The organism is Ideonella flava (assembly GCF_051857595.1).
Classification (GTDB): Bacteria; Pseudomonadota; Gammaproteobacteria; order Burkholderiales; family Burkholderiaceae_C; genus Ideonella.
In genome coordinates this window covers 271,953-296,937 of the sequence record NZ_JBPZHD010000003.1, presented here as the reverse complement: position 1 = coordinate 296,937, position 24,985 = coordinate 271,953, and the positions used below count along the sequence as shown (strand labels likewise).

At 70.6% G+C, this 24,985-nt stretch carries 22 protein-coding genes and 1 tRNA gene; 12 read left to right on the top strand and 11 right to left on the bottom strand.

The genetic code is table 11. From position 1 onward, the window contains the following. Window positions 1–89: 89 nt before the first annotated feature. The 4 genes from purU to ACS5PM_RS08090 all read left to right on the top strand — a co-directional run bounded on the left by purU (window position 90) and on the right by ACS5PM_RS08090 (window position 3,029). A complete protein-coding gene (purU, locus tag ACS5PM_RS08105; RefSeq protein ID WP_439387085.1) occupies window positions 90–983 on the top strand; it encodes a formyltetrahydrofolate deformylase in 894 nt (297 codons plus the stop codon). After that, window positions 983–1,429, top strand: coding sequence for a YybH family protein (locus ACS5PM_RS08100; protein WP_439387084.1), 447 nt, complete (start codon window positions 983–985; stop codon window positions 1,427–1,429). Before purU ends, ACS5PM_RS08100 begins: the two co-directional genes overlap by 1 nt. Further along, window positions 1,429–2,397 (top strand): YheT family hydrolase, encoded by a 969-nt coding sequence (locus ACS5PM_RS08095; RefSeq protein WP_439387083.1) that lies wholly within the window; start codon window positions 1,429–1,431, stop codon window positions 2,395–2,397. The genes ACS5PM_RS08100 and ACS5PM_RS08095 overlap by 1 nt, the downstream gene beginning before the upstream one ends. 89 nt (window positions 2,398–2,486) lie before the next feature. Then, window positions 2,487–3,029, top strand: coding sequence for a DUF2946 family protein (locus ACS5PM_RS08090; RefSeq protein ID WP_439387082.1), 543 nt, complete (start codon window positions 2,487–2,489; stop codon window positions 3,027–3,029). 49 nt (window positions 3,030–3,078) lie between these two features. Here the strand turns inward: ACS5PM_RS08090 and ACS5PM_RS08085 are convergent, their stop codons facing one another. Then, window positions 3,079–3,627 carry a c-type cytochrome gene (locus ACS5PM_RS08085; protein WP_439387081.1) on the bottom strand — a complete coding sequence of 183 codons (549 nt, stop codon included), beginning with the start codon at window positions 3,625–3,627 and terminating at the stop codon, window positions 3,079–3,081. Window positions 3,628–3,768: 141 nt separating this feature from the next. On the opposite strand from ACS5PM_RS08085, the gene ACS5PM_RS08080 reads away from it, so the two are divergent. The 5 genes from ACS5PM_RS08080 (at window position 3,769) to ACS5PM_RS08060 (ending at window position 7,959) form a co-directional block, all read left to right on the top strand. Then, window positions 3,769–3,844, top strand: a tRNA-Arg gene (locus tag ACS5PM_RS08080). 64 nt (window positions 3,845–3,908) lie between these two features. Continuing rightward, window positions 3,909–4,892, top strand: a complete 984-nt coding sequence (locus tag ACS5PM_RS08075; protein ID WP_439387080.1) for a septal ring lytic transglycosylase RlpA family protein — start codon at window positions 3,909–3,911, stop codon at window positions 4,890–4,892. A gap of 139 nt (window positions 4,893–5,031) precedes the next feature. Beyond that, on the top strand, window positions 5,032–6,537 hold the full coding sequence (locus ACS5PM_RS08070) for a sensor histidine kinase (protein ID WP_439387079.1): 1,506 nt from the start codon (window positions 5,032–5,034) through the stop codon (window positions 6,535–6,537). 25 nt (window positions 6,538–6,562) lie between these two features. Further along, window positions 6,563–7,045 (top strand): hypothetical protein, encoded by a 483-nt coding sequence (locus tag ACS5PM_RS08065; RefSeq protein WP_439387078.1) that lies wholly within the window; start codon window positions 6,563–6,565, stop codon window positions 7,043–7,045. A gap of 92 nt (window positions 7,046–7,137) precedes the next feature. Continuing rightward, complete coding sequence (locus tag ACS5PM_RS08060; protein WP_439387077.1) at window positions 7,138–7,959, top strand: LytR/AlgR family response regulator transcription factor; 822 nt, start codon at window positions 7,138–7,140, stop codon at window positions 7,957–7,959. Between the two features lie 371 nt (window positions 7,960–8,330). Here ACS5PM_RS08060 and ACS5PM_RS08055 read toward each other — a convergent pair whose 3' ends face one another. From ACS5PM_RS08055 to ACS5PM_RS08040, 4 genes are all read right to left on the bottom strand, one after another. Continuing rightward, entirely contained in the window at window positions 8,331–10,175 is a 1,845-nt protein-coding gene (locus ACS5PM_RS08055; protein WP_439387076.1) for a S8 family peptidase, read from the bottom strand. Window positions 10,176–10,313: 138 nt separating this feature from the next. Continuing rightward, a complete protein-coding gene (locus ACS5PM_RS08050; protein WP_439387075.1) occupies window positions 10,314–12,107 on the bottom strand; it encodes a S8 family peptidase in 1,794 nt (597 codons plus the stop codon). A gap of 189 nt (window positions 12,108–12,296) precedes the next feature. Continuing rightward, window positions 12,297–12,989: a lysoplasmalogenase gene (locus tag ACS5PM_RS08045; protein ID WP_439387074.1), complete on the bottom strand. Its 693-nt coding sequence runs from the start codon at window positions 12,987–12,989 to the stop codon at window positions 12,297–12,299. A gap of 64 nt (window positions 12,990–13,053) precedes the next feature. Continuing rightward, entirely contained in the window at window positions 13,054–14,697 is a 1,644-nt protein-coding gene (locus ACS5PM_RS08040) for a M48 family metalloprotease (RefSeq protein ID WP_439387073.1), read from the bottom strand. Window positions 14,698–14,829: 132 nt separating this feature from the next. On the opposite strand from ACS5PM_RS08040, the gene moaC reads away from it, so the two are divergent. Further along, entirely contained in the window at window positions 14,830–15,309 is a 480-nt protein-coding gene (moaC, locus tag ACS5PM_RS08035) for a cyclic pyranopterin monophosphate synthase MoaC (protein ID WP_439387072.1), read from the top strand. Here the strand turns inward: moaC and ACS5PM_RS08030 are convergent. Then, the gene (locus tag ACS5PM_RS08030) at window positions 15,286–16,965 is read right to left on the bottom strand and encodes a tetratricopeptide repeat-containing sulfotransferase family protein (RefSeq protein ID WP_439387071.1); all 1,680 of its coding nucleotides are present in this window, start codon (window positions 16,963–16,965) and stop codon (window positions 15,286–15,288) included. The genes moaC and ACS5PM_RS08030 overlap by 24 nt on opposite strands. Before the next feature lie 108 nt (window positions 16,966–17,073). Next, window positions 17,074–17,757: a hypothetical protein gene (locus tag ACS5PM_RS08025; RefSeq protein WP_439387070.1), complete on the bottom strand. Its 684-nt coding sequence runs from the start codon at window positions 17,755–17,757 to the stop codon at window positions 17,074–17,076. A 311-nt stretch (window positions 17,758–18,068) separates the two neighbouring features. Here ACS5PM_RS08025 and ACS5PM_RS08020 point away from each other — a divergent pair, with 311 nt between their 5' ends. Both ACS5PM_RS08020 and trhA read left to right on the top strand, forming a co-directional pair. Beyond that, a complete protein-coding gene (locus ACS5PM_RS08020; RefSeq protein WP_439387069.1) occupies window positions 18,069–18,818 on the top strand; it encodes an SDR family oxidoreductase in 750 nt (249 codons plus the stop codon). A gap of 68 nt (window positions 18,819–18,886) precedes the next feature. After that, window positions 18,887–19,558 (top strand): PAQR family membrane homeostasis protein TrhA, encoded by a 672-nt coding sequence (trhA, locus tag ACS5PM_RS08015; protein WP_439387068.1) that lies wholly within the window; start codon window positions 18,887–18,889, stop codon window positions 19,556–19,558. A gap of 214 nt (window positions 19,559–19,772) precedes the next feature. On the opposite strand, the gene ACS5PM_RS08010 is transcribed toward trhA, so the two are convergent. From ACS5PM_RS08010 to ACS5PM_RS07995, 4 genes are all read right to left on the bottom strand, one after another. Continuing rightward, window positions 19,773–20,336, bottom strand: coding sequence for a DUF3617 domain-containing protein (locus ACS5PM_RS08010; RefSeq protein WP_439387067.1), 564 nt, complete (start codon window positions 20,334–20,336; stop codon window positions 19,773–19,775). Window positions 20,337–20,424: 88 nt separating this feature from the next. Then, window positions 20,425–21,024 (bottom strand): hypothetical protein, encoded by a 600-nt coding sequence (locus tag ACS5PM_RS08005; RefSeq protein ID WP_439387066.1) that lies wholly within the window; start codon window positions 21,022–21,024, stop codon window positions 20,425–20,427. Window positions 21,025–21,058: 34 nt separating this feature from the next. Then, window positions 21,059–22,780, bottom strand: coding sequence for a TIR domain-containing protein (locus tag ACS5PM_RS08000; RefSeq protein WP_439387065.1), 1,722 nt, complete (start codon window positions 22,778–22,780; stop codon window positions 21,059–21,061). Between the two features lie 87 nt (window positions 22,781–22,867). Beyond that, window positions 22,868–24,985: a putative bifunctional diguanylate cyclase/phosphodiesterase gene (locus ACS5PM_RS07995; protein ID WP_439387064.1), complete on the bottom strand. Its 2,118-nt coding sequence runs from the start codon at window positions 24,983–24,985 to the stop codon at window positions 22,868–22,870.

The window sequence follows — 24,985 nt, the reverse complement described above, 5'->3', positions numbered from 1 at the left end:
GAACCGGAGGTGGAGAAGGCCTCCTGCATACGCCGCCCGGCCGGGGCCGGATGCCCGGGTGAACCCACCCCCGTCCGTACAATCGAGGGATGCCCGATACGCGCCCATCGAACGAATTCGTCCTCACGCTGGCCTGCCGCGACACCAAGGGCATCGTCCACAACGTCTCGGGGCTGCTCTACCAGGCCGGCTGCAACATCATCGATTCGCAGCAGTTCGGCGACGTGCAGGGCGAGGATGCAACCGGCCTGTTCTTCATGCGCGTGCATTTCGAGGCGCCCGAGCAACTGGCCGACGTCGCCACGCTCGACAGGCTCTTCGGCCATGTCCGGCAACAGTTCGGCATGCTGGCCACCTTCCGTTCGCTGGAGCAGCGGCCCCGAGTGCTGCTGATGGTCAGCCAGCACGGCCACTGCCTCAACGACCTGTTGTTCCGCTGGAAGAGCGGGCAGCTGGCGGTCGACATCCCGGCGGTGGTCTCCAACCACACCACCTACCAGGCGCTGGTCGAGAGCTACGGCCTGGCCTTCCACCACCTGCCGCTGGCCACCGGCGCCGATGCCGCCACCAAGCGCACGCAGGAGCAGCGCATCGAGGCCCTGATCGAATCCGAGCGGGTCGACCTGGTGGTGCTGGCGCGCTACATGCAGATCCTGTCGCCCGAGTTCTGCCAGTTGCTGGCGGGCCGGGCGATCAACATCCACCACAGCTTCCTGCCGAGCTTCAAGGGCGCCAAGCCCTACGCGCAGGCGCATGCGCGTGGCGTCAAGCTCATCGGCGCCACGGCGCACTACGTGACGGCCGACCTCGACGAGGGCCCCATCATCGAGCAGGACGTCGCGCGGGTCGACCATTCGCTGTCGGCCGAAGACCTCACGGCCGTCGGCCGGGACGTCGAATGCGTGGTGCTGGCGCGGGCGGTGCGCTGGCACGTCGAGCATCGCCTGCTCATCAACGGCCACAAGACCGTGGTGTTCCGCTGATGGCCGCCACCCCGCCCAAGGCCGCGCTCCTGGCCTCGCCCGAAGACGTCGAGACGCAGTTCTATGAGGCCTTGCGGGAGGCCGACCTCGACAAGCTGATGGCCGTCTGGGCCGACGACGAGGAGATCGTCTGCATCCACCCGGGCGGCCCGAGGCTGGTCGGCGCCGCGGCGGTGCGGGCGGGTTTCGAGGCGGTGTTCGCCAGCGGCGCCGTGCGGGCGCAACCCGAGCGGGTGCGCCGGGTGCACACGCTCAGTGCCGCGATGCACAGCGTGGTCGAGCGGGTGGCCGTCGGCACGTCGGAGGGCACGCGCACCGGCTGGGTCATGGCCACCAACGTCTATCTCAAGACCTCGCACGGCTGGCGCATGGTCGCCCACCACGCGAGCCCCGGCACCGCGAACGAACCGCCCGAACTCGCCGAGGCGCCGTCCGTCCTGCACTGATGCAGGCGTTCCGTCCGCCCCGCTGGGTGCCCGGCGGGCATCTGCAGACCATCTGGGCTTCGCTGTTCGCGCGCCGCGTGCAGGGCCCACGTCCGCTCTACCAGCGTGAGCGATGGACGACACCCGATGGCGACTTCGTCGACGTCGATTTCCAGGCGGCGAAGGATCCGCAGGCGCCGTGGCTGGTCCTCTTCCACGGGCTCGAAGGCTCTTCGCGCAGCCACTATGCCGAGGCCTTTGCCGACGTGGCCGGCGCGCTCGGCTGGCACTACGCCGTGCCGCACTTCCGCGGCTGCTCGGGCGAGCTGAACCTGGCGCCGCGCGCCTACCATTCGGGCGACTACGAGGAGATCGGCTGGATGCTGGGCCGCCTGCGCGAGCGGGCCGGCCAGCCGCTGCACGCGGTGGGCGTCTCGCTCGGGGGCAACGCCTTGCTGCGCTGGGCGGAGGAAGCGGGCGACACCGCAGCGCAGACGGTCAGGGCCGTGGCCGCGATCTGTTCGCCCATCGACCTGGCGGCCGGCGGCCACGCCATCGGCCGAGGGCTGAACCGCCGGCTCTACACGCCGCACTTCCTGCGCACCATGAAGCCCAAGGCGATGGCGAAGTGGGCCCAGCATCCGGGCCTGTTCGACCGCGAGCGGCTGGCCGGGGCACGCGACCTGTACGAGTTCGACAACCTCTTCACCGCGCCCCTGCACGGCTTTCGCGACACCGACGACTACTGGTCGCGAGCCTCCGCCAAGCCGCACCTGGCCCGCATCCGCGTGCCGGCGCTGGTGATCAATTCCCGCAACGATCCCTTCATTCCGGCGTCGAGCCTGCCCAGGCAGGGCGATGTGGGGCCGTGCGTTCGCCTGTGGCAGCCCCTGCACGGCGGGCACGTGGGCTTTCCGGCCGGCCGATTCCCCTTCCACGTTCGCGCCATGCCCGAGGCGGTAGTGGACTGGCTGAAGCAACCGGCGTAGAAGTCGAGAGATGAACCGACCCCAAGCTCGCTTCGCTCTCGGCCCCCGAGGGGCGCGTCAGTGCCTGCGGGCGGCCGGGCGCCACTGACATGGACGACATCGTCAAGGCCGCCCTGGCCAAGTGGCCCAGCGTTCCCCATTGCTACGACTGGCTCGCACTGGACGCCCGCGGCGACTGGTACATGCGCGACGATCGCACCCAGGCAGCCGGCCGGTTTCCGCATCCCAAGGGCAGCCGCATCCTGCACGACAAGCTCAACGAGTTCATCGGCCGCAACTACGAGGCTGACGACGCCGGCTGCTGGTTCTTCCAGAACGGGCCGCAGCGCGTCTACGTGGAGCTGGAGGCGGCGCCCTGGGTCTGGCGCCTGGCCCCGCAGGCCGCCATGCCGCCGGCGGTGAGCAGCCACACCGGGCGCGAAGCCCGCTTTCGAAGTGCCTGGCTGGACGACGCCGGCCGGCTCTTCCTCGAATGCGACATCGGCTTCGGCCTGGTGCACACACTGGACTCGGCCATCGCCGCCGATGCCATCGAAGCGGGCAGTTGGCCGCTGGAAGAGATGCCTTTCGCGCTGATGCCGGCGCGCTTCGGCTACACCTTGAGTCCCGCCGCGAACCGGGCGCGAACCTGAAATGAAGAAAGCCGCCCGGGGGCGGCTTCTTCAGGGGTGAGGCGAGGGCCTACTGCGCGGCGCTGGCGGCCGGTGCCGGCGCCTTGGGCTCGTCGAACTTGGCGCCACCGTGGTTGGCCATGTAGACCACCGCCCGGGCGATCTCGTAGTCCGAGAAGTCGCCGCCGCCCTGCGGGCCCATGTTGCCCTTGCCCTTGAGGGCCGAGTTCAGCAGCGCCTCCAAGCCCTGCTTCACGCGCGGGCCCCAGGCCGCCTCGTCGCCGAACTTCGGCGCGCCGGCGGCGCCGGTGGCGTGGCAGGCCGAGCACTGGGCCTGGAAGACCTGCTCGCCCGTCTTGAGCGAAGCGGTGTCGCTCGCATCCTTGATGGTCACTGCGCCGACCTTCTGGATCCGGGCGGCGACCGCCTCGGGCGAGAGGGCGTCGGTCCCGGCCGCGTTCTTCTCGCCGGTCGCGACGAACTGGGTCAGCATGATGATGAGGATGATCGGCACCACGAACGAGGCGACCACCGCCCAGACGAGCTGCTTCGGGGTCTTGATGGGCCCTTCGTGCGGGCCATCATGCGGTTGTTGTTCGGTGGCGTGCGCTTCGCTCATGGATTCCTCGGTTCGGGGCTGGGCGGGCAGTGGGGGCCGGGGCCGGCAAAACCGGCGGATTATAGCCAGCGCCCCCCTCGCGCCCGGCCGGGCGCCGAGGGCCTGCAGGCCGCCTGCTAGAATCCGCGACTTCCATGCATGGCGCCCGTAGCTCAGTGGATAGAGTACTGGCCTCCGAAGCCAGGGGCCGCTGGTTCGATCCCAGCCGGGCGCGCCACCCCCACCCCCCCTTTCTCGCTCTGGTCGAGGCCCGCCGCGGCCTGACGGTGGCGGTGCTTTGCGTGGGCGCCTTGCTTGCCGGCTGTTCGACGCCGCGCGGCCCCGCCGCCGGGGCGGATGGTGGTCCGCCGCCCGGCACCGAGGTGCCCGACCTGCGCCAGCTGCCCGACGCCGAGCTCAAGGTCGAGCCCATCCGCAGTGGCGGCCCGAACAAGCCCTACGAGGTCCTGGGCCAGACCTACACCCCGATGACCAAGGACGAGCCGCTGGTGCAGCGCGGCCTGGCCTCGTGGTATGGGCGCAAGTTCCACGGCCGGCGCACCGCCAGCGGCGAGACCTACAACATGTACGCCATGACGGCGGCGCACAAGACCATGCCGATCCCGAGCTACGCGCGGGTGCGCAACCCGGCCAACGGGCGCGAGGTGATCGTGCGGGTCAACGACCGCGGCCCGTTTTCGTCGGGCCGGGTGATCGACCTGTCGTATGCCGCGGCCGTCAAGCTGGGCGTGCAGAACGGCGTCAGTCCGGTCGAGGTCGAGCGCATCACCTACGAGGACATCCGCACCGGAGCGGCCACCTTGCGGGGTGCCAACGTGGCGGTCCGTGCGCCGGCCCCTGCGGCCGCGGCCCCGGAGGCCGGCTCCACGCCTGACGCGCTGCCCGATGCGGTGGCGGCCGTGCCCGCGGAGACGGGCGTGGTGCTGCCGGCCCCGGCGATGACTTCATCGAAGCCTCCACCGGGCGCCGTGGCCGACAAGGCCATGGCATCGGACCCGTCGCCGGTGGTGAAGGCCGCGACGCCGGCCGCCACCGGCTTCTGGCTGCAGCTGGGCGCGTTCGGCCAGGGGGCGGGCGCCTACAGCTTCCAGCAGCGGCTGTCGCAGGACCTGGACTGGCTGAGTCCGCTGCTCACGGTGTTCGCCGAGAACGGTCTGTTCCGGCTCCAGGCCGGACCGTATGCCTCCCGCGAACAGGCGCGCGAAGCGGCCGAGAAAGTGCGCTCGGCGCTGGCGCTGGTACCCATGATCGTCGAGCGCCGCTGACCGGCGGGGCACGGCCCGTCGCCCGACGCTGCAGCCTGTCCCGGTGGCCGGCGCGTGTGTCGCTCCGGGGTGGCGCCGGCGCCCGGGCTGCGTAGAGTGCGCAGCATCGAAGGTTTCCAGCGTCGCCGTTCCCCTCGCCATGAGCAGTCTTACCGCCACCCCCGGATCCGCCTGGAGCAGCCGCTGGCAGCGTTTCGCCGCCACCGTCGTGCGGGCCTTCCACGCCTACGGCTCCTGGCTCGTCAGCATCACGTGGTGGCGCTTCGGTCTGCTGTCGGTGCTGCTGATCGTCATCGCCAACATCCTGCAGTCGCTGCCGCCGTTCACCTGGACGTACACCGAGACGGTGGTGGAGAACCCCGGGCCGGTCTTCGGCCCTCGGCCCCCGAAGCTGCCCAAGGCGCCTGAGCGCGCCACACCGCGCGAACAGCCGGGCGTCCACATCGGCCCTTCCGCTTCGGGGGGAGGCCGCCACGAGGGCGTCGACATCTCCATCGACCACAGCGGCGTACGCATCAACTCCCGCGGCGCGGCGGCCAGTGCCGCCGATGCGGCCAGCGCCGCGGCCTCGGCGGCTTCTTCCAGCGGCTTCAGCGTCAAGATCAACGGCGAGCCGGTGGTCGAGATCAACGCCGGCGACCAGGACGTGCGCGTCGCCGTGCCGCCCGGGGCCAACTCGCAGGAGGTACGCGATGCCGTCGAGGAAGCCAAGCAGGCGGTGATCGAGGCCATCGAGGATGCCAAGCAGGCCCGCGAGGATGCCGCCCAGGCCCGCGACGACATCGAGGAGGCGCTGAACATCGGCCCGCGCGTGTCCCACCGCAAGGTGCAGTACGGTGAGAGCCTGCCCCAGCTGGCGGTGCTGTGGGTGCTGCTGTCGGGCCTGCTCAAAGCCACCTACAAGGCGCGCATGCAGGCCGAGAAGAAGGCCGCCGAGGCCACCGAGACGGCCGAGGCCGAGCAGCTGCGCCGCCAGGTGATCGAAGCCCGCATGGCCGCGATGCAGGCGCAGGTCGAGCCGCACTTCCTGTTCAACACCCTGGCCTCGATAGACCACCTGATCGAGACGGACCCGGCCCGTGCCAGCCAGATGCAGAAGAACCTGATCGCGCTGCTACGCGCCAGCATGCCGACCATGCGCGACACGGCCGACGGCGGCCCGCGCGACCTGGGGCGGGAGCTGGCGGTGGTGCGGCCCTATGTCGAGATCCTGAAGGTGCGCATGGAAGAGCGCCTGGCCGCGAACATCGACGTGCCCGAGGGCCTGCTCTCGGCCGAGTTCCCCGCGATGATGATCCAGACCCTGGTCGAGAACGCCATCCGGCACGGGCTGGAGCCCAAGCCCGAAGGCGGCACGCTGAACGTCAAGGCCGAGATCGTGCACGGCAAGCTGCAGGTCACCGTCGCCGACACCGGCGTGGGCTTCGGCAACGGCGGCACCTCGGGTACCGGCGTGGGCCTGGCCAACATCCGCGAGCGCCTGCAGCTGCTGCACGGCGACAAGGCGACGCTGACCGTCTCGGCCAACCAGCCCAGCGGCACCGTGGTCACCATCACCGTGCCCTACCGCACCGTCAGCGCGCCGGGCGATGCCCGCGGCGGCAACGGCCACGGCAATGGCAACGGCGACGGCCGTCACGCCTGACGAATCACTTCGAGGAGAGAGAGCGATGCAGACGAAACGTTCGACTTCCGTGTGGCGGTGGCTGGCCCTGCTGTTGTTGCTCGGCGTGCTGCTGACGGCCATCGCCACGGCCGTCTCGCTGGCCGCGGTGTTCAACGACCTGCCCTCGGACCTGCTGGTGACCGTCGACGGGCAGGCCGTCGACCTGCACGGTCTCACGGCAGCCCATGCATGGCTCGTCTTCGGCCTGGTGATCACCGCGGTGGTCGTGCTGGTGGTGGTCGTGCCGCTCGCGCTTCTGTTCGGTGTCGGCGTGCCGCTGCTGCTGGCCGGACTCGGCGTGCTGCTGGCGCTGGTCTGCGCCGCGGCGGCCGTGGCCGTCGTCGGCTCGCCGGTGATCCTGCTGGGCCTGCTGCTGTGGTGGGCGCTGAAGCCCAGAAAGGCCGCTGCGCCGGCGCCGGGACCGGCCGCGCCGCCGCCGGTCCCGGTGGTCGGCCAGCACACCGACAACTCCACTCCACTGGCCTGACGACGGTCGTAGCATCACGACATGAGAACGCCAAACCGCTTCACGGAAGTAGTTCATTCGCGAGGGCCGTCGCCCCGCGCCAGGGGAGTCGCATGACGAATCCGTCCGACACCTCCACCGCGCCGCGCGCCGTCCTGGCGGACGACGAGCGCCTGATGCGCGACCAGCTGCGCGCCCGCCTGGCCGAGGCCTGGCCCGAGCTGCAGATCGTGGCCGAGGCGAAGAACGGCGCGGAGGCCGTGGAACTGGTCGAGCAGCACCGGCCCGACGTGGTCTTCCTCGACATCCGCATGCCCGGCATGACGGGCGTCGACGCCGCCCGCCAGATCGCCCAGATGGACGTCGGCGACGAGGGCTTCCTGCCCGAGATCGTCTTCATCACGGCCTACGACCAGTACGCGGTCGAGGCCTTCGAGCAGGGCGCAGCCGACTACATCCTCAAGCCGGCGGAGCGGGACCGTCTGAAGGTCACCGTCGAGCGCATCAGCAAGCGCCTGGCCGCTCGCCAGTCGGGCGAGGAAGGTGGCACCGAGCCGCCCATCCAGCAGCTGCTGCACCGCCTGGCTTCGCAGGGTGGGGCGAGGCCGGCCTACCTCAAGTGGATCCAGGCGACGGTCGGCCAGGCGATCCAGATGATCCCGGTCGATGAGGTCCTGTTCTTCATCAGCGACGAGAAGTACACCCGGGTGCAGACGCCGCAGGTCGAGGCGCTCATCCGCAAGCCCATCAAGGAGCTGATCGACGAGCTGGACCCGGAGCGCTTCTGGCAGATCCACCGCTCGACGCTGGTGGCGGTCAATGCCATCGCCTCGGTCACGCGAGACTTCCGCGGCCGCCAGATCGTGGCCGTCAAGGGCCACCCCCAAAAGCTCGAGGTCAGCCGCAGCTACACCCACCTGTTCAAGGGCATGTAGGGGTCGGGTGGCGGCGGTACGTCGCCGCCGGGTGCGCCATTCCCGCGGCCAGCGCACGGCCGCCCCGAAGCGGCCGCGCACCCTCTCGGAGGGTGGCGGCGGTACCCCGCCGCCGGGTGCTGCATGGATCGCAGCGCACGGCCGCTCCGAAGCGGCCGCGCACCCTCTCGGAGGGTGGCGGCGGTACCCCGCAGCCGGGTGCGCCAACCCGCGGCCAGCGCACGGCCGCTCCGAAGCGGCCGCGCACCCTCTCGGAGGGTGGCGGCGGTACCCCGCAGCCGGGTGCGCCAACCCGCGGCCAGCGCACGGCCGCTCCGAAGCGGCCGCGCACCCTCTCGGAGGGTGGCGGCGGTACCCCGCCGCCGGGTGCCTTATTTCGAGACTTCGAGGGTGTAGGTGCCGGCAGAACCGGTCGATCCCGAGATCCGCTTGACGCGCAGGTAGACCTCCATCGTGGTGCCGCCACCGTTGCGCCAGCTGACGCTGTCGGTGAGTCCCGCGCCGCGCACGCTGCTCTTCAAGGTGGTGCCGGCGGTGTTGCGCAGGTAGAGGTCGTAGTTGGACAGGGTGTTGGAGATCAGGCGTGCCGTCAGCGTCTGGCCGACGCCCACGCTGACCTTGAAGTTGTCCAGGTCCGTCCCGGTGCCCATGGTGCCGGACACCTTGACCGGGAAGTTCGACAGCACTTGTGCGGTGGCATTGGATTCGTTGGGCTCCGTTTCGCTGACGGTGCTGGCTGCCGAAGCGCCGACGAAGACGGCGCGCACCGCCGCCGTGGCGTCGACGATGCCCTTGCCGCAGCCCAGGCTGCAGGCCACCGGCAGCGGGCGCGCGGTGCTCTTGAGCAGCACCTCGACCTCGTCGGGTTTCAGATTGGGATTTCGGGCCAGCATCAGCGCGGCCACGCCGGCCACGTGCGGTGCCGCCATGGAGGTGCCCTGGTAGTACGAGTAGCTGTCGTTGCCCGGAGTGCTGTAGCCATCGTTGAGCGTCGACAGCACGCCGTTGGCGGCCCCGGTCGACATGTTGCCGCCCGGAGCCGACACGTCGATCTTGGCGCCGTAGTTCGAGTACGAAGCCCTGGCGCCGGTGCGGCCGGTGGCGGCCACGGTGATCACGCCGGCGCAGTTCGCCGGCGAGTGCAGGCTCGCATCCTGATTCGAGTTGCCGGCGGCCACGACGATCACCGCGCCGTTGGCGCGGGCCTGGTTGATGGCGTTCTGCATCGTCGTCGGGCAGGACGAGCGGCCGCCCAGCGACATGTTGATCACGCGCGCCGGCTGGCTGGGCGCCGAGACGCCGCCCACGGCGGTGCCCGAGGCCCACAGCACGCCGTCGGAGATGTCCGAGAAATAGCCGCCGCCGCAGCCCAGCACCCGCACGGGAAGGATCTTCGCGTCGTAGGCGACGCCGGCGCCGCCCTCGCCGTTGTTCGTCACCGCCGCGATGGTGCCTGCCACGTGGGTGCCGTGCCAGCTCGACTGGCCGCCATTGCAGCCGTCGCCCGGGTCGGCCGGATCGGCGTCGCGGCTGTCGCCGTCGTTGGACGCGGAAGTGCCGCTGATGAAGTCGTAGCCGGTGAGCAGGTTGTCGGCCAAGTCGACGTGCGGCCGCACGCCGGTGTCGACCACGGCGACCACGATGCCGGAGCCGGTCGACACGTCCCAGGCCGAGGGTAGGTTCAGGCCGCCCTTGGCCTCGAAGTAGTGCCACTGGCTGGTGTAGAGCGGGTCGGTCGGCGTGGCCAGGGCCTGCACGCGGCGGTCGGGCTCGGCGTAGAGCACCGTCGGGTCGTCGGCCATGATCTGGCGGGCGAGCGCCTCGAGCTCGCTCACCCGGGCGCTGCGGTTCAGATGCACGACGTGGGAGCCGAGGCCGTTGCGGTGGACCGCCAGGGCCTGCAGGCCGGCCGTCTGCAGGCGTTGCACCGCCAGCGCCGTTGCCCTCGGCGGCGCCTGAAGGGCTGAGCGCCGGCCGCCGCTGCTGGCTCCGCGGTAGTGGACGATCAGGCGGTCGGTGGTGGCTTCGATTTCCTGTCCCGTGCCACGCACGGCCCGCCAGTCCGGTTCATCGGGTTCGGTCACGACGCCTGACGGGCCGGTGCTCGCCTGGGCACGCGGCGTCAGCAGCGCCGCGCCCACCAGGAGCACCCCGAGTGCGGTCAGCGCGAAGGCGGGGTGTCGGCTCAGGCGGCGGGTGGCAGGGGTCGGACGCATGCGGGCGGCTCCAGTCGCGGGCAAATGGAAAAGGCCCGCGGCGGACACCGCAGGCCTTCTGCATTTCGACCAACTGGCCGGTGAAATGAGCTCTTTTCCGGCTCAAGTTTGCCAACTACTTCATGTAGTCGTGGGCGGTCACTGGCTGAGGCCCAGCGTGTAGGTGCCGCTCGCGCCGGTATTGCCCGAGTAGTACTTCACGCGCACGTACCAGGTGACGGCCGAACCGCTGGTGTTGGTTCGCGTGATCTGGTCAACCTGGCCGGTCCCGTTGATGCTGCTGGCCAGCTGGCTGCCGGACGAGTTGTACAGGTACAGGTCGTAGTCGGAGCTGGCGTTGGGCGTCAGGGTCGAGGTCAGCGTCTTGCCGGCGCCCACGGTGAGCTTGTAGTAGTCGCCGTCGGTCGACGAGCCCATGGTGCCGGAGACGTTGGCCGGATTGACGCTGATGGCCTGCGGGGCCGAGATCGAATTGTTCGGCTCGACCTCCGCCACGTTGTTGCCGCCGCCGCCTCCACCGGCTGCCGCGTCCACCGCGGCGCTGGCGTTGACGATGCCGGCGCCGCACTGCGCGCAGTTGCCCGGGAAGGCACGCGCGGTCGACTTCAGCATCGACTCGACCTGGTCCGGCGTGAGCGCGCTGTTCTTGGCCAGCATGAGGGCCACCACGCCGACCACGTGCGGCGTGGCCATCGAGGTGCCCTGGTAGTAGGCGTACGAATCCGATCCTGGCGTGGTGGTGCCGGTGTTGAGCGTCGAGTAGATGCCGTCACTCTGGCTGCCGCTCATGTCGCCGCCAGGCGCTGCCACGTCGATGACCGAGCCGTAGTTCGAGTAGTAGGCCCGGGCGCCGGTGCGGCCGGTGGCAGCGATGGTGATCACGCCCGAGCAGCTGGCCGGCGAATAGTTCGCGGCGTTGGCGTTGGAGTTGCCAGCCGCCACGACGACGACCGTGCCACGGCCACGCGCGCCGTTGATGGCCGCCTGGGTGGTCGAATCGCAGCTGCCGCTGCCGCCCAGCGACATGTTGATGACCCGCGCCGGATTGGCGTTGGTGGGCACGTCGCTGACCGAGCCGCCCGAGGCCCAGGTGATGGCGTCGGCGATGTCGGAGGTGTAGCCGCCGCACTTGCCCAAGACCCGTGCCGGGACCACCTTGGCGCTGAACGCCACGCCTGCGACGCCACTCGCGTTGTTCGTGACGGCTGCGATCGTGCCGGCCACATGGGTGCCGTGCCAGCTCGAGTTCTGCGCCGCGTGCGTGCCGCCACACTCGTTGGCGGCCACCCAGTCGCCCGGGTCCTTGGCATCGCTGTCGCGGCCGCCTCCGTCGTTGGCGACGGCCGTGTCGCTGATGAAGTCATAGCCGCCGACGATGTTGGCCGCCAGGTCGGCGTGAGGCCGGTAGCCGGTGTCTATGACCGAGACGACGACGCCGGAGCCGGTGGACTTGTCCCACGCCGAGGGCGCGTTCAGCCCGCCGGTGGCCTCGTAGTAGTGCCATTGCAGGTTGTAGCTGGTGTCGTTCGGCGTCATCAGCGCGTGCATGCGACGGTCGGGTTCGACGAACTCGACCTCCGTGTCCGCCGCGGCCACCGCCTGGGCGAGGCCACGGACTTCGGCCAGCGTCAGCAGCCGGTCCAGCTTCATCACGTGGGCGCCGAAGGCGTTGCTGCGCAGGTAGCGCATCTGCACGCCGGCGCGGTTGACCGCTTCGTGGGCTCGCGCCATCGCCTGCGCATCCGCGTGGGCGAGGGCAGGGGTGCCGGCCTTGTACTTGATGATGAGTCGGTCGGTGTGGCCCGCGATGGCCGCTTGAAGGCCTGCCAGGTCATCCGACGGGCCGTCGGCAAAGGCGGCGGGTGAACAGGCCAGCGCGGCGGCAACGGCCAGGCAGGAGGCGACAAACCCTCTGCGTGCAAAGAGACTCATGAACACTCCTCGATCTGTACGACTTTGGTTGATGGGCCGCCGGCACCGATCGCGCCGTCGGCTCGAACGCCCTGGGTGAGGGCGCGCGGATGATGCGCGCCGGCCCCCCTAGAACGGCAAGGCGGCAAACCCTCGCCAAGCGTCATCAATGTTCAAGATTGTCGAGTTGCCGACTGATGCGGTCTTTTATCACCGCTTTCGTGCATCTTCAGGAGAATTTGCGCCAGATTGCAACGACGCGGCGATGGCCCACTGGGCGAGCCAGTAGGTCGCCAGGATCCACAAAGCGGACATCGGCACCGCTGCGTGAAAGCGGCTGAAGGCCAGCGTCGCATCCGAGACCAGGAAAAGCGCTCCTCCCAGCATCGCCCGTCGGGCGAGGCTGGCGTCGGCATCCCCGCGCCGCGCCACCGCCACGGCCGCCGCCTGCGCGGCCATGCAGGCCAGCGCAGCCACGTAGGCGAGCACGGGCAGCTGCAAGGCGGAGGGCACCCCCGGCCACAGCCGAGACAGGATGACAGCGGCGAGCAGGGCATAGCCGGCAAAAGGCCACCACGGCACGCCGAAGCGTTGCCAGTGGCTGAAGGCCGCGATGTACGCGAGGTGGGCCAGAAGAAAGGCCACGAGGCCCGGGAGAAAGCCGGAGTCGGGCCACAACAAGGCCACGTCACCGAACCACGAAAGGACGAGCCCCGCACGGATCCACGCCCGTCGTGCCGGGTGGTCCGCGCCGCGCGGCCAGGCCCAGGCGATCAGGAGCGCCGTCGCCAGCGGCTTGAAAGTGAAGAGCAGCCAGGGCTGGCCGACCGGTTCGGCGGCGATGGCGAGCACGGCTGCCGCGAGGGCGGCGGCCAGCAGCATGGGCAGGGCGCGGGGCGGCATGGACGGCGCACTGTGGCCGCGCCCGGCGCGCAGGCCCATCCGGAAAAGCGTGGCGGGACTTTGCCTAGTTGACGTCTTCCGGATGCCGGTCGCCGCGCATCTCGGCCAGCAGGCGCCGGCGATCGACTTCCATCTCGCGCAGCCGGGCCTGGATGACCGAGACCTCGATGTAATCGTCCGAGCGGGTGTCCTGGGCGATCTGCCGCGCGGCGCGCAGCCGGTCGACGGCGCCGAGGATGTCTCCACCGGCGTAGGCGGCTTCGGCGCCGGCATGCAGCGAGCGCAGGCGCAGCCCGAGCGGCTCGGCGCACTGGGCGAGCGTCTGCCACGCGAGGGCGTCGCGCTTGTGCTCGGCGACCCAGGTCTGCAGCGACTCGGTGGCCTGCCGCAATGCCTCGGCCGCGCCCGGATCGCGGCTGCGCTGGCGCGCCAGCGCCGCCTGGGCGCGGACCATCAGGACCGGGCGGGAGTTGTCGGATTTCAAGGGCGCCAGCGCGTCGGTCAGCGCGGGGCCGAGTTGCGCCGCAGGGCCGCCCCGTTCGGAGAGGAAGGAGACCTTCAGCAAGGCGAACTGGCGCGCCGCCTCCGGCTCCTTGGCGAAGGCGCCGCGGGCGAGCGCTTCTCCCGCCGTGAGGATCTGCATCCCTCGGTCGAAATCGCGCAGGCGCAGGGAGGCCAGGGCCCCGCCGTAGAGCGTCGCGAGCCGGGCCACGTCGGCGGACGGCCCGGTGCCGGGGACCGCGGAGATGCCCAGCCCCTGCAGCCGCATCATGGCCTGGTCCGTCGGATCCATGAGCGCACGCGCGCGGGCCTGCATGAGCGCGTGCGGCACGGGAGAGTGCACGGGGGCGGGCAGGCCCGCCTCGCGCACGCGCAGCCGCGCGTCGCTGATGCGCTCGATCGTCAACGGGTGGCTGCGCAGGTAGGGGTACTGGTTGCTGTCGTTCAGGCGCATGGCGCTGTCGAGCTTCTCGAACATGCCCACCATGCCGGCGGGCGAGAAGCCGGCACTGCCCAGAACCTCGATGCCGATGCGGTCGGCCTCGCGCTCCATCTCGCGCGAGAAGTTGAGCTGCCCCTGCGCGGCGGCGGCCTGGGTGCCCATGATCACGGCCTGCGCGGCATCGGTGCTGTTGGCACGGCTGGCGGCCAGCACGCCCAGGATCATGCCGGCCATCGCGGCCAGGCCCTGGCGCTGCTGGCTGATGGCGCTGCGGGCGATGTGGCGCTGCGTCACGTGCGAGAGCTCGTGCGCCAGCACCGAGGCCAGCTCGTCGCTGCTGCCGGTGAGCGAGATCAGGCCGAGGTAGACGCCGATGTAGCCGCCCGGAAGCGCGAAGGCATTGACGACCTTGTCCTCGACCAGGAACGGCTCCCACGCAAAGGCGTTGTCCAGGTCCTGGCCGATCTCGCCGCGCGAGCGGGCGGCCTGCACCAGCGGGTCGAACAGCGAACGCAGGTACTCCTGCAGCGTCGGGTCGTCCAGGTAGGCCGGGTCGCGGCGGATCTCCCGCATGATGCGGTCGCCGTAGCGACGCTCGGTGAGGATGTCGAACTCCTCGGACACCGAATCGCCCAGCGCCGGCAGCCGCACCTGGGCTTGCGGCGCGCTGGCGGGCCAGCTGGCGATCAGCGCGGCGGCCATGAGGCCGAGGGCGAAGGGGGCGAGGCGGGCCGGGCGGCGCCGGCGAGGCTTGGATTCGAACAAGGCGGGCAGCGGCGGCAGGGGCGAAGGACCCCGATGGAGTCGGCGCCGTGCCAGAGGTTCCGGCCGCGGCGCGCCGGCGGTGCTCGCTATCATGACACCGCCCGGCACATGGAGTGTGTCCGGCCTTTGCCGATGAGCGACCCGCTGACCCATTTCGACAGCCACGGCCAGGCCCACATGGTCGATGTCTCGGCCAAGGCCGAGACCCACCGCGTGGCGCGCGCCACTGGCACGATCCGCATGCAGCCTGCCACCTGGACGCTCATCGCCAGCGGCCAGGCCGGCAAGGGCGACGTGATCGGCATCGCCCGCATCGCGGCGATCCAGGCCGCCAAGCGCACCTCCGAGCTGATCCCCTTGTGCCATCCCTTGCCGCTGACACGCGTGAGCGCCGAGTTCACGCTCGATGAGGCTGCGTCCGCCGTGCACTGCACCGTGCAGGCCGAGACCTTCGGCCGCACCGGCGTCGAGATGGAGGCGCTGACTGCCGTGCAGGTCGGCCTGCTCACCATCTACGACATGTGCAAGGCGGCGGACCGCGGCATGGTGATGGGCGACATCCGGCTGCTGGAGAAGCAGGGCGGCAAGTCAGGCCACTGGGTCGCGACCTGAGGCGAACTCCGCCGGGATCGCGGGGTAGTCGGTGTGCACCGCGCCCAGGCTCTCGATCAGCGGCGAAAGCCAGGGCTCGAAGCGGCGCCAGTGGTCCACGGCGCTGGTGAACACCGGCTGGCGAACCTGCTCTGAGCTGGGCGTCAGCACGGCCCGTTTCGTCTCGTGGAAGCGCAGGCAGGCCTCGTCGAAGGGCAGGCCGAGCGCGTCCAGCAGGTGGCGCACTTCGGTTTCAGGATCGGCCACCAGCGCCTCGTAGGTTACGCGATGGATGCGCCCCGGCAGCACGCGGTCGAAGTGGGCCATCAGGTCGACGTAATCGCGGTGCAGGCGGCCGAGCTCGGCCAAGTCGAGGATGCCCTTGCTGCTGTAGGACTTGAAGATCGACAGGCAGCAGGCAACAGGGTGGCGCCGCACGTCGATGATCCTGGCCCGGGGCAGGATGAGGGTGATCAGGCCGACGTGGAAGAAGTTGGCCGGCATCTTGTCGATGAAAAACGGCCGGTCCAGGCGGCGGTGACGACCGGCCCGCTGCAGGTAAAGCTGGCCCAGTTCGGCGAGCCTGGAGGGAGGCAGCTTCGCCAGCGCCTTCAGGTGCTCGACGCCGAAGGCGGCATCGGGCCGGCCGCTGGACTCGACGGCCAGGGCGTTCGCGATCGCGCCCACGTAGGGCAGCTCGGCCGTGCCCTCGACCGCCGGATGGCTGGCCAGGATCTGTTCGACCAGGGTGGAGCCCGAACGCGGCCGGCCGAGGACGAAGATCGGATCCGGCGAGTCGCAGCCGGCGCCCCGGCGGGCCTCGAAGAAGGCCGGCGTGAAGACGGCCTTCTGCTGCGCGACGCTGCGGGTCAGTGCGCCGGCGTCGTACTTGATGCGCTGGCGCAGGGCCGCGTGTCCTTTGGCGTAGTGAGCGAAGGCCTCCTCGTCGCGATGCTCGTCCTCGCAGGCCTTGCCCAGCGCGTAGTGCAGGCCGGTGCGGTCGGCCGGCGCCAGATCGCTGCGCTGGAGTTGCAGCTGCATGGCGGCAAGGTCGTCCGCATCGAAGGCCAGCGTGCGCAGGTTCGCCAGGCCCCACCACGCTGCCCCCATGCCGGGGCGGCACGCGATCGCGTGGCGATAGGCTGCCACGCACTGTTCGCGTTCGCCGGCGGCACGCAAGGCATGGCCGAGCTGCAGCCACGATTCGGCCCGCTGCGGATGTTCGTTGGCCAGCGAGCGGTGGATCTCCACCGCTCGTGGCAGGTCCAGGCCGGTCTCGAGCAGGGCCGCCTTCATCTCTCGATACAGCGGGTTCTGTGGGTCGCGAGAGAGCAGCTGCTCGAGCTGCACCAGCGCCTCTTCCAGCCGATGTTGCTTGAGCAGCAGGTGGGCGAGGTTGTAGCGCGCGATGGCGAAATCCGGTGCCGCCTCGAGACAGAGCTCGAGCGCCGCGATCGCTTCGTCGGTGCGGCCCTGGCGCGCACAGGCACGGGCCTTCAGGTTGAGCGCATCGGCGTCGCGAGGACGCTCGCGCAGGTAGGAATCCAGCGCCACCTGGGCCAGTGCCGGCGGCTGGTCGGGCCGCAGCAGCGCGGCGATCTTCTGCAGTCTCGGATCCTCCAGGGGCCGCTGGGCGGCCAGGCGCGTGCCGGCCTGGGCGAAGACATCGGAGCTCATCGAATCGAGGGTAGGCCACCAGGGCGCCAAAGAAGAAGGCGGCCGGGGCCGCCTTCTTCAGCGATGGACATCGGGACCGAAGTGCTCGGCCCCTGCCATCCGGCTACGTCACTGAGCCGCGACGGACTTGCCGATGATGCGGAACATCTTGTCCGGGCCCTGGCCGGCCGCGATGCACACGCTTTCGACGCCCCAGGTCGTGCAGCCGGTGCCGAAGCCGTCACCGGGGTTCTGCCACGCGGCCGGGTTGCCGCTCTGGACCGTGCGGGTCTCGAAGCCCCACTGGCCGCCAATCGCGAAGTCCATGTTCGCCGCGACGCCGACGAAGTACTTGCCGGCCTTCAGCTTGGCCTTGGTCGGCAGCTTGACGTTGAACGAGCCGAAGCCGGTGCTGTCGGTGTAGGGGACCGCGGGGAAGTCGGCCACCAGCTTGTTGGGCAGGCCGCCCTTGCTCTTGTAGAACGCCACGTGCACCGAGGCGGCCGGGCCGGAGCCGTTGTAGTAGACGCCAGCGACGTCGACTTCGGACACCTTCCAGATGAAGCCGGTCGGCACGGTGAAGTCGTCCGCGCCCATGTTGTCGTAAATGTCGAAGCTGGCCTCGAAGTTCTGCGACGTGATGCCGATGCCGGAGTCGTTGTCCATCTGGTCGTAAAGGACCGCGTCCGGATTCTGGGCAGGCACGACCCGCAAGGCCCCGTGGCTGGAGGCTGCAGCGGTGGGAGCGGCGCAGGCGAAGCCGGAGGTGAGCGCAAGAACGGCCGCAGCGGCCAGGAGAGAAGTCTTCTTCATACACATCCTCGTGAATAGGACAGAAATGACTGACTGTCTAACCGATGTACTGAGCCCTAACTCCTCAGTTGGATCTTTTGAACAAGTCAGCTGGGTATATCCAGCGAGATGCAAGTTAACCAGTGAGAACGCCAACGTCATAAGGGCAAACGCTAGATTCCTAAAGCTTAGGGGGGTGAACCGAAACTGGGTACGTCGATGGCTCCCTCGTGCTTCATGCGCTGCGGCAGCGAACCCTTCGAGCCTGGCCACAATGGAACAGCGCGGTCATGGCGGCCGGGCCCTTTGCATCGGCGACAAGGAGTGCGCGAATGGGCGAGCGAAACCTGTTGGTCACGGGAGCCAGCCGCGGCATCGGCGCGGCCGTGGCCTTGCTGGCGGCCGAGGCAGGCTGGAACGTTGTGATCCATTGCCGTCGCGATCTCGCGGCCGCCGAACGCGTGGCCGAAGCGGTTCGCCGGACCGGAAGGCGCGCAGTCGTCGTGGCCGCTGAAGTGGCCGATCCGGCGGACATCGATCGGCTGTTCGAACGCGTCGATGTCGAGCTGGGTCCGCTGCACGGCCTGGTCAACAACGCGGGCGTGGTCGACGTGGCGGCGCGGGTCGAGGAGATGACGCCCGAGCGCCTGCAGCGCATGTGGGCCATCAATCTCAGTGGCCCGATGCTCTGCGCGCGGGCCGCGATCCGCCGCATGTCGAGGCGCCATGGGGGCGCGGGCGGCGTGATCGTCAACGTCTCGTCCGCGGCCGCGCGGGTCGGCTCGCCGGGGCTGTACCTCGACTATTCGATGAGCAAGGCGGCCATCGATCACTTCACCACCGGACTGGCGCGCGAGGTCGCGGCCGACGGCATCCGGGTCAACGCCGTGCGCCCCGGCATCATCGACACCGAGATCCACGCCACCAGCGGCCACCGCGAGCGGGTCGACGCCAGCGTGCAGATCATCCCGATGGCGCGCCTGGGCACGGCAAAGGAAGTGGCCGAGGGCGTCGTGTGGCTGCTGTCGGACGGGGCGGGCTACGTCAGCGGCGCGCTGCTGGACGTGGCGGGCGGCCGCTGAACTCCCACATTCATCGGCGTGGCGCGGGATGGATGGCCTCGACACGAGGTGGGTACCATCGAAGCACCATGACCGAAGCCGCGCCCCTCACCCTGGCCGCCGCCCGTCCGCAGACCCTGGGCGAAGAGATCGCCAACGCCATCAGTCACGGCCTGGGCTGCCTGCTGGCGATCGCCTCGTTGCCCATCCTCGTTTATTACGCCGCCGAGCGCGGCAGTGCAGTGAACGTGGTGGCGGCCAGCGTCTTCGCGGGCACGGCGATCCTGCTGTACTTCATTTCTGCGCTCTACCACGCGATCCCCTCGGGCACGGCCAAGCGCTGGCTGGGTCGGTTGGACCATGCCGCGATCTACCTTTTCATCGCCGGCAGCTACACGCCCTTCACGCTGGGCGTGCTGCGTGGCGGCTGGGGCTGGACGCTGTTCGGCATCGTCTGGGCGGCGGCGGCCTTCGGCGTGGTCATCAAGCTGCTGGACCGCCTCAGGCACCCGCTGGTGTCCACGGCGCTGTATGTGGCGATGGGCTGGGTGGCGGTGGTGGCGGCCGGGCCCTTGATCGAGCGCATGGCCGCGCCGGGCCTGGCCTGGCTGGTGGCCGGTGGCCTGAGCTACACGCTGGGGGCGGTGGTCTTCCTGCTGGACGACAGGGTCCGCTACGCGCACTTCGTGTGGCACCTGTTCGTGCTGGGCGGCAGCACCTGCCACTTCTTTGCGGCGCTGTGGTACGGCATGACGGCGTAAGCCGTCATGCCGTACCACAGCGGCTGAACATTCAGCTCCCCCGAGCCCCCTCCAAGCGGGAGCTCCAGCATGCAGTGGGCTCCCACCAGCCTCCCTCCGAGAGGGAGGCACTGGCATGAATGACGAGGGGTCGGTGCCCTTCGACGGACTGACCAGTAGTGCCCTCCTCGTGGAGGAAGGGCTGGGAGGACAAACGTTTGGCAGTGGCCACGTGTCAGCGTGCGCTGACACGCGGCTTGATCGTGCCGCAGTCGGCGCCGAGCCAGCGACCGGTGTGCGTCATCTCCATCTTCTCGGGCTTGCCCTGAACCTGAGTCAACACCGTGGTGCGGCCGCTGTAGCTGGTCGGGCTGGCCATGTTGTATTCGCCCTCGCCGCTGGTCGGCGGGTTGCCCTTGCAGGCGAAGCGAAAGCGCAGGGTGCTGCCGCTTCGCTCGACGACCTCCTGCTTGCAGTCGCCCTCCTGTTGAGGGACGTCGCCGCGCTCGGCCTGCTCGGGGCTGATGCACATCTTGACGGTGGTGTTGCGTCCAGCGCTGCCCATGGCCATGCCCTGCTTCGCCATCATCTCCTCCACCATCTTGCGCTGCTCGGGCGGCATGCTGGCCAGCTGCTGCTGCATCTGCGCCATCTGCGACTCCATCTGGCCGCTGGCACTCTTCATCGTCATGGTCTGCTCCCACAGCCCGGGCTGCAGCTTGCCCGGCTGGGCGACTGCGGGAGGGGCGGCGATGGCGGCCAGGGCGATCAGGGCCATGGGAACGGAAGGAGTCTTCATGCTGGCCTCCGGTGAGCAGGCGGCACGACGCCGCGCAGGCCAGTGTGCGGCCGCTCCAGGGGCCCGGCAAGCCCCCCGAAGTGGGCTCTCAGCACAGCGTGCGCGTGTCGATCCAGTGGGCCTGGCCGGCATGGCGGCGGACCTCGTCCATCATGTGCTGCGTGCCGCCGGGGCCGTCGCCGCCGGCACCGTTCCACAGGCAGATGAAACGGACCTTGGCGGGCCCGAAGCCGAGCGCGGTGTCCATCAGCCAGTCGTTCGCGCGTTCGAAGTCGTCGACACCCAGCGGCGTGGGGCCGAGGTCGCGGTGCATGACGCGGGTCGGCTCCACGAGTCGGGCCTGCAGCGCGAGCCAGCGGTCTCGCCAGGAGGGGCCGTCGCAGCTCGGCAGGATCGACCGGCGGATGAACTCCGGCTCGTCGAAGGGCAGCATCACCTGGCAGCGCAGCCCACGGGCCTCGGCGGCCTCGAGGAAGAGGATATCGCCGCCGGCGGCGGCCTGGCTGATCGCCAGGTCGCCCGGGCCCGCGCCGAGGCGGTCCAGCACGGCGCCGATTTCCCGGGCCGCGGCGGCCTCGCAGGAGGGCGGGAAGCGGGGACTCGGGCGACCGGGCGCGTCGATCATGTGGCCGGAGAACAGGAACACCTGCCTGGGCACGAAGCAGGTCAGGTGGTGCGATGGGTTCAAGGTCGCGTGAGGTCGGAGTTCGCTCAGGCGGCGATCATGCCGCACAGCCGTTCGCTTGCCGGCCACCGGGAGCGCACAGCGACTTGTCGAACCAGAGTTCATAGGTGTCGGTGCCCGGCGTGGCCCGGCGCAGCGCGACGAGCTCGACCGGCGCACCGACCGCCTCCGCCAGCGCGCGCTGGCACCAGCGGGCCAGCTCCGGATCGCTTGCGCCCTGCACGCGCAAGCTGGGGCGGTCCGGCGCACGCGCTTCGCCGGTGAGTTCGATGCCGGGCGTGACATAGCCGGCTGCCGACAGGCGGCGGGCCAGCGCCTGGGCCAGCGGGCGCTGGCTCTCGCGCGCGATCTGCAGGTAGGCCACCGGCTGGCGCGCCCCGCTTCTTTGCAAGGCGGCGGAAAGGCTGGCCGCCCGGTCGCGCTGGGCCGCCCCCAGTGGTGAGTCGGCGAGTTCGCCGAGAAAGGCCTGGAGGCTCTCCTGCTGGGCGCGCAACGTGGCAGGGCTGGCGCGTTCGAGCAGGGCCAGGGTGCTGGCCACGCCCTGCGCCGTGCTCTCGGCCCCGGGAGCGGAGCGCAGCGCGCGGCGGGCCTCGGCGATGGCCGATGGCAGGGACTCGGCGGCGCCGGCAGGATCGAGGGTGAGCGAGGTGCCGGCCGCGAGACGCGTGTCGCGGTCGGCGCTGAACAGCGCCTCGCTGCGGCTCAGCGCGGCCTGTGCGACGGCCGGCTCGGCGCTGACCCGCGGGGCCCGCGGGCGTGAAGGCTCCGACGCCGCGGAGCCGGAAGACGGCGGCGGAGGTGGCGTGATCGACGGGCTGGCCGCGCCTGTGCCGACGGAGGCCACCTCGGCGGGCCGGGTCAGGGGCGGGGCGGCATCCGCCATCGTCAGCAACGAGAGCTGGCTGCGCGCCACCACGCGCTGCACGCTGTCCAGCCCGTCTTCCCAGTCCAGCGCGCTCTGGAAATGGAACCGTGCATCCTCGCGCAGGGCATCGAGCACTTCGCCCGCGGGCGGCGGGCTGCCGCGCAGCATCAGCTGGGCGTAGAGGTGGCCGAGGTAGTAGTGGGCGGGTGCCAGGCTGTCGTCGAGCTCCAGCGCGCTGGTGTACTGGCTTTGCGCGCTCTCCAGCCTCGGCGGCGTGGCGAAGTGGTCTTCCAGCCCGGCACTCAGATGGTCCAGCGCCTCGCGCCGGTTGACGCGCGTCCAGCCGATCCAGCCCAGGGTGCCGACGCCGGCGACTCCGGCGGCCCCCGCGGCCAGCAGCAGGCGCCGGCGCGAGCGGCGGTGGGACAGCGTGTCCTCGCTGGCCAGTTGCGCCAGGTTGGCCAGGCGCTGGGCCTCGTCGGTGCGGCCGTCGCGCGGCCCCGCCGCGGCCAGGCGTTGCAGGACCTGGTTGATCAGGGCTGCGCAGGCGTCGTCCGTCGCGTCGCCGTCCCAGTCCAGCAGATCGAGCGTGTGCAGTGTGCCGAAGCCCAGCGGCAGCTGGACATCGGCGATGCGCACCGGCAGCAGCTTGCCCAGGTCGCGGGCCCGGCTCGACTCGTCGCGTACGAAATCCGACCGCACGGAAGCAGCGGACCACAGCACCACCGCCACCGGCGCGGCCTTCAGGTTGCGCTCGATCTCGGCCGCGAAGTCGCCGCCGCCGGTGAGCTCGCGGTCCCACCAGACGTCGATGCCGCGCGACTGCAGCGCCCGGGCCAGCGCGAGCGCGGTGTCGCGGTCTTCGCGGGCATAACTGATGAACAGGTCGGGCATGGCGCGCCCCGTCGTGGTGACCGGCGGCCAGCATGGCGGCAAAGCCGCGGCGCTGCAAGACGGTCCACCCCCTGGGTTGGGGAGGCCCTAGACGACGGAGACGGCCTGTGCCGCGGTCACGGCCGGGTGCGCTCGCAACATCGCGAGCGCAGCGCTCTCGGCCAGCGGCGGGGCGTACAGGTAGCCCTGACCGCGGCGGCAGCCGAGCGCACGCAGGGCAAGCGCCTGGGCCGGTGTCTCTATGCCCTCGGCGATCACGTCGGCCCCGAGGGCCGACCCGATGGCCACGATGGCGCGGGCGATGGCGTCGCCGTGCGCGGCGGGAGTTCCCAGCTTGCGCACGAAGGCGCGGTCGATCTTCAGCGTGGTGATGGGAAAGCTGTCGAGATAGGCCAGCGACGAGTAGCCGGTCCCGAAGTCGTCGATCGCCAGGCCGAAACCGGCCGAGCGCAGATGCGACAGGCGGCCGATCATGCGCTCGCTGCGGTCGACCATCAACGTCTCGGTCAGCTCCAGCTCCACCGCGCCCGGCGGCAGACCGCTGTCGGCCAGCACCCGGGCCAGGCGCTCCAGGGTCTCTTCGCCGGCGAGCTGCCGGGCCGAGAGGTTCACGCTCATCTGGAGTGCCGGGTGGACCGCGCGCCATTGCTTCAGGCGGGCGCAGGCCTCGCGCAGCACCCATTCGCCGATCGGCTCGATCGCGCCGCTGGCCTCGGCCAGGGGAATGAATTCGCACGGCCCGACGGCGCCCAGCGAGGGATGGCTCCAGCGCAGCAGGGCCTCGAAGCCCAGCACCGCCGGCGTGGCGCCCGGCTCGGCATCGGCCGGCAGCATCACCTGCGGCTGGTAGACCAGGTGCAGCTCGCCGCGCGCGAGCGCGCCTTCCAGCGCCTGCTCCAGCTGCTGGTGGCGGCTCGGCGGTTCGGCGCCGCCGGCCTGGTAGAGGCAGTAGCGGTTCTTGCCGCGCTCCTTGGCGCGGTACATCGCGCTGTCGGCGTGGCGCATCAGGCTGTCGCGGTCGTCGGCCGCGTCGGGATAGAGGCAGGCCCCGATGCTGGCCGACACGGCGGGTGCCCCGCGGTCGCCCAGCCGGTAGGGCGAGGCCAGCACCTCGACCAGCTTGGCGGCCACCGCGCCGACCTGCTGCTCGTGGCTGTCGTCGTCGATGATGACGGCGAACTCGTCGCCGCCCAGGCGGCACACGCCATCGCTGCGGCGCAGGGTCTCGTTCAGGCGTCGGCCGACCTCGCGCAGCAACTCGTCGCCCCGGTCGTGGCCCAGCGTGTCGTTGACCTGCTTGAAGCCGTCGAGGTCGATGTAGATCAGCGCGCAGCGGCCATGCTCGCGGCCGGCGCGGGCCACCGCCGCGTCGATGCGCTCGCGGAAGTAGTGCCGGTTGTGCAGGCCGGTCACCGGGTCGAAGTAGGCCAGGTCGTTCAGCCGCACCTCCGCCTGGCGGCGCTGGTGCAGCTCATGGTTGAGCCGCTCGTCGCGCTGCTCCAGCTGGCTCATCATCTGGTTGAAGGCGTGGGCCAGCGCGTCGACCTCGCGGCTGCCGCTGACGCCGGCCCGGACGCCGAAATCCTGCTCTTCGCTGACGCGCTCGGTCAGTTGCACCAGGTGCGTCAGCGGCTCGGCCAGGCGCGTGGCCACGCGCCGCCACAACGGGATCGACAGGCCGAAGGCGAGGCCGGCGAGCGCGAGGCTCGCGGCGATGGTGCCCGCCATCGCGCGGTAGGTCGAGCGCAGCCCCATCTCCATCGCCATCGTGCCCACCTGCCTGCCGTGCAGCAGGATGGGCCGCACGACCGACGCGCCGCACCAGCGCAGGTCCCAGCCCGGCGGCGTCTCGGGCTGCAGCACATGGCAGTCGGCATCGTCGTCCGACCGGGGCCTGTAGCGGCCCAGCGTGCGCCCGTCGGGCATGAAGACATAGGCCTGCAGCACGTCGGCCGAGGCGGCCAGCGAAGCGAGGATCTCGTTGGCCTCCTCCTCGTTGCCGAAGGCGATGGCCGCGGCGCTGTTGGCGCCGATGATCTCGGCTTCGGTCGTCATGCTGGACTCCAGCGCCTGGCGCCGGTTGGCCACCTCGTGCAGCACCATGCCGAACGCGAAGCCGGCCAGCACCAGCGCCGTCAGCGCCAGCCCCAGCGCCGTGATCTGGCGCTGGATGGTCTGGCGGCGGAGTGTGGGAAAGGCCGGCAT

Coding starts and splice junctions, on each gene's coding strand:
- purU (WP_439387085.1), top strand. CDS start 90: ATGCCCGATACGCGCCCATCGAACGAATTCGTCCTCACGCTGGCCTGC.
- ACS5PM_RS08100 (WP_439387084.1), top strand. CDS start 983: ATGGCCGCCACCCCGCCCAAGGCCGCGCTCCTGGCCTCGCCCGAAGAC.
- ACS5PM_RS08095 (WP_439387083.1), top strand. CDS start 1,429: ATGCAGGCGTTCCGTCCGCCCCGCTGGGTGCCCGGCGGGCATCTGCAG.
- ACS5PM_RS08090 (WP_439387082.1), top strand. CDS start 2,487: ATGGACGACATCGTCAAGGCCGCCCTGGCCAAGTGGCCCAGCGTTCCC.
- ACS5PM_RS08085 (WP_439387081.1), bottom strand. CDS start 3,627: ATGAGCGAAGCGCACGCCACCGAACAACAACCGCATGATGGCCCGCAC.
- ACS5PM_RS08070 (WP_439387079.1), top strand. CDS start 5,032: ATGAGCAGTCTTACCGCCACCCCCGGATCCGCCTGGAGCAGCCGCTGG.
- ACS5PM_RS08065 (WP_439387078.1), top strand. CDS start 6,563: ATGCAGACGAAACGTTCGACTTCCGTGTGGCGGTGGCTGGCCCTGCTG.
- ACS5PM_RS08060 (WP_439387077.1), top strand. CDS start 7,138: ATGACGAATCCGTCCGACACCTCCACCGCGCCGCGCGCCGTCCTGGCG.
- ACS5PM_RS08055 (WP_439387076.1), bottom strand. CDS start 10,175: ATGCGTCCGACCCCTGCCACCCGCCGCCTGAGCCGACACCCCGCCTTC.
- ACS5PM_RS08050 (WP_439387075.1), bottom strand. CDS start 12,107: ATGAGTCTCTTTGCACGCAGAGGGTTTGTCGCCTCCTGCCTGGCCGTT.
- ACS5PM_RS08045 (WP_439387074.1), bottom strand. CDS start 12,989: ATGCCGCCCCGCGCCCTGCCCATGCTGCTGGCCGCCGCCCTCGCGGCA.
- moaC (WP_439387072.1), top strand. CDS start 14,830: ATGAGCGACCCGCTGACCCATTTCGACAGCCACGGCCAGGCCCACATG.
- ACS5PM_RS08030 (WP_439387071.1), bottom strand. CDS start 16,965: ATGAGCTCCGATGTCTTCGCCCAGGCCGGCACGCGCCTGGCCGCCCAG.
- ACS5PM_RS08025 (WP_439387070.1), bottom strand. CDS start 17,757: ATGAAGAAGACTTCTCTCCTGGCCGCTGCGGCCGTTCTTGCGCTCACC.
- ACS5PM_RS08020 (WP_439387069.1), top strand. CDS start 18,069: ATGGGCGAGCGAAACCTGTTGGTCACGGGAGCCAGCCGCGGCATCGGC.
- trhA (WP_439387068.1), top strand. CDS start 18,887: ATGACCGAAGCCGCGCCCCTCACCCTGGCCGCCGCCCGTCCGCAGACC.
- ACS5PM_RS08010 (WP_439387067.1), bottom strand. CDS start 20,336: ATGAAGACTCCTTCCGTTCCCATGGCCCTGATCGCCCTGGCCGCCATC.
- ACS5PM_RS08000 (WP_439387065.1), bottom strand. CDS start 22,780: ATGCCCGACCTGTTCATCAGTTATGCCCGCGAAGACCGCGACACCGCG.
- ACS5PM_RS07995 (WP_439387064.1), bottom strand. CDS start 24,985: ATGCCGGCCTTTCCCACACTCCGCCGCCAGACCATCCAGCGCCAGATC.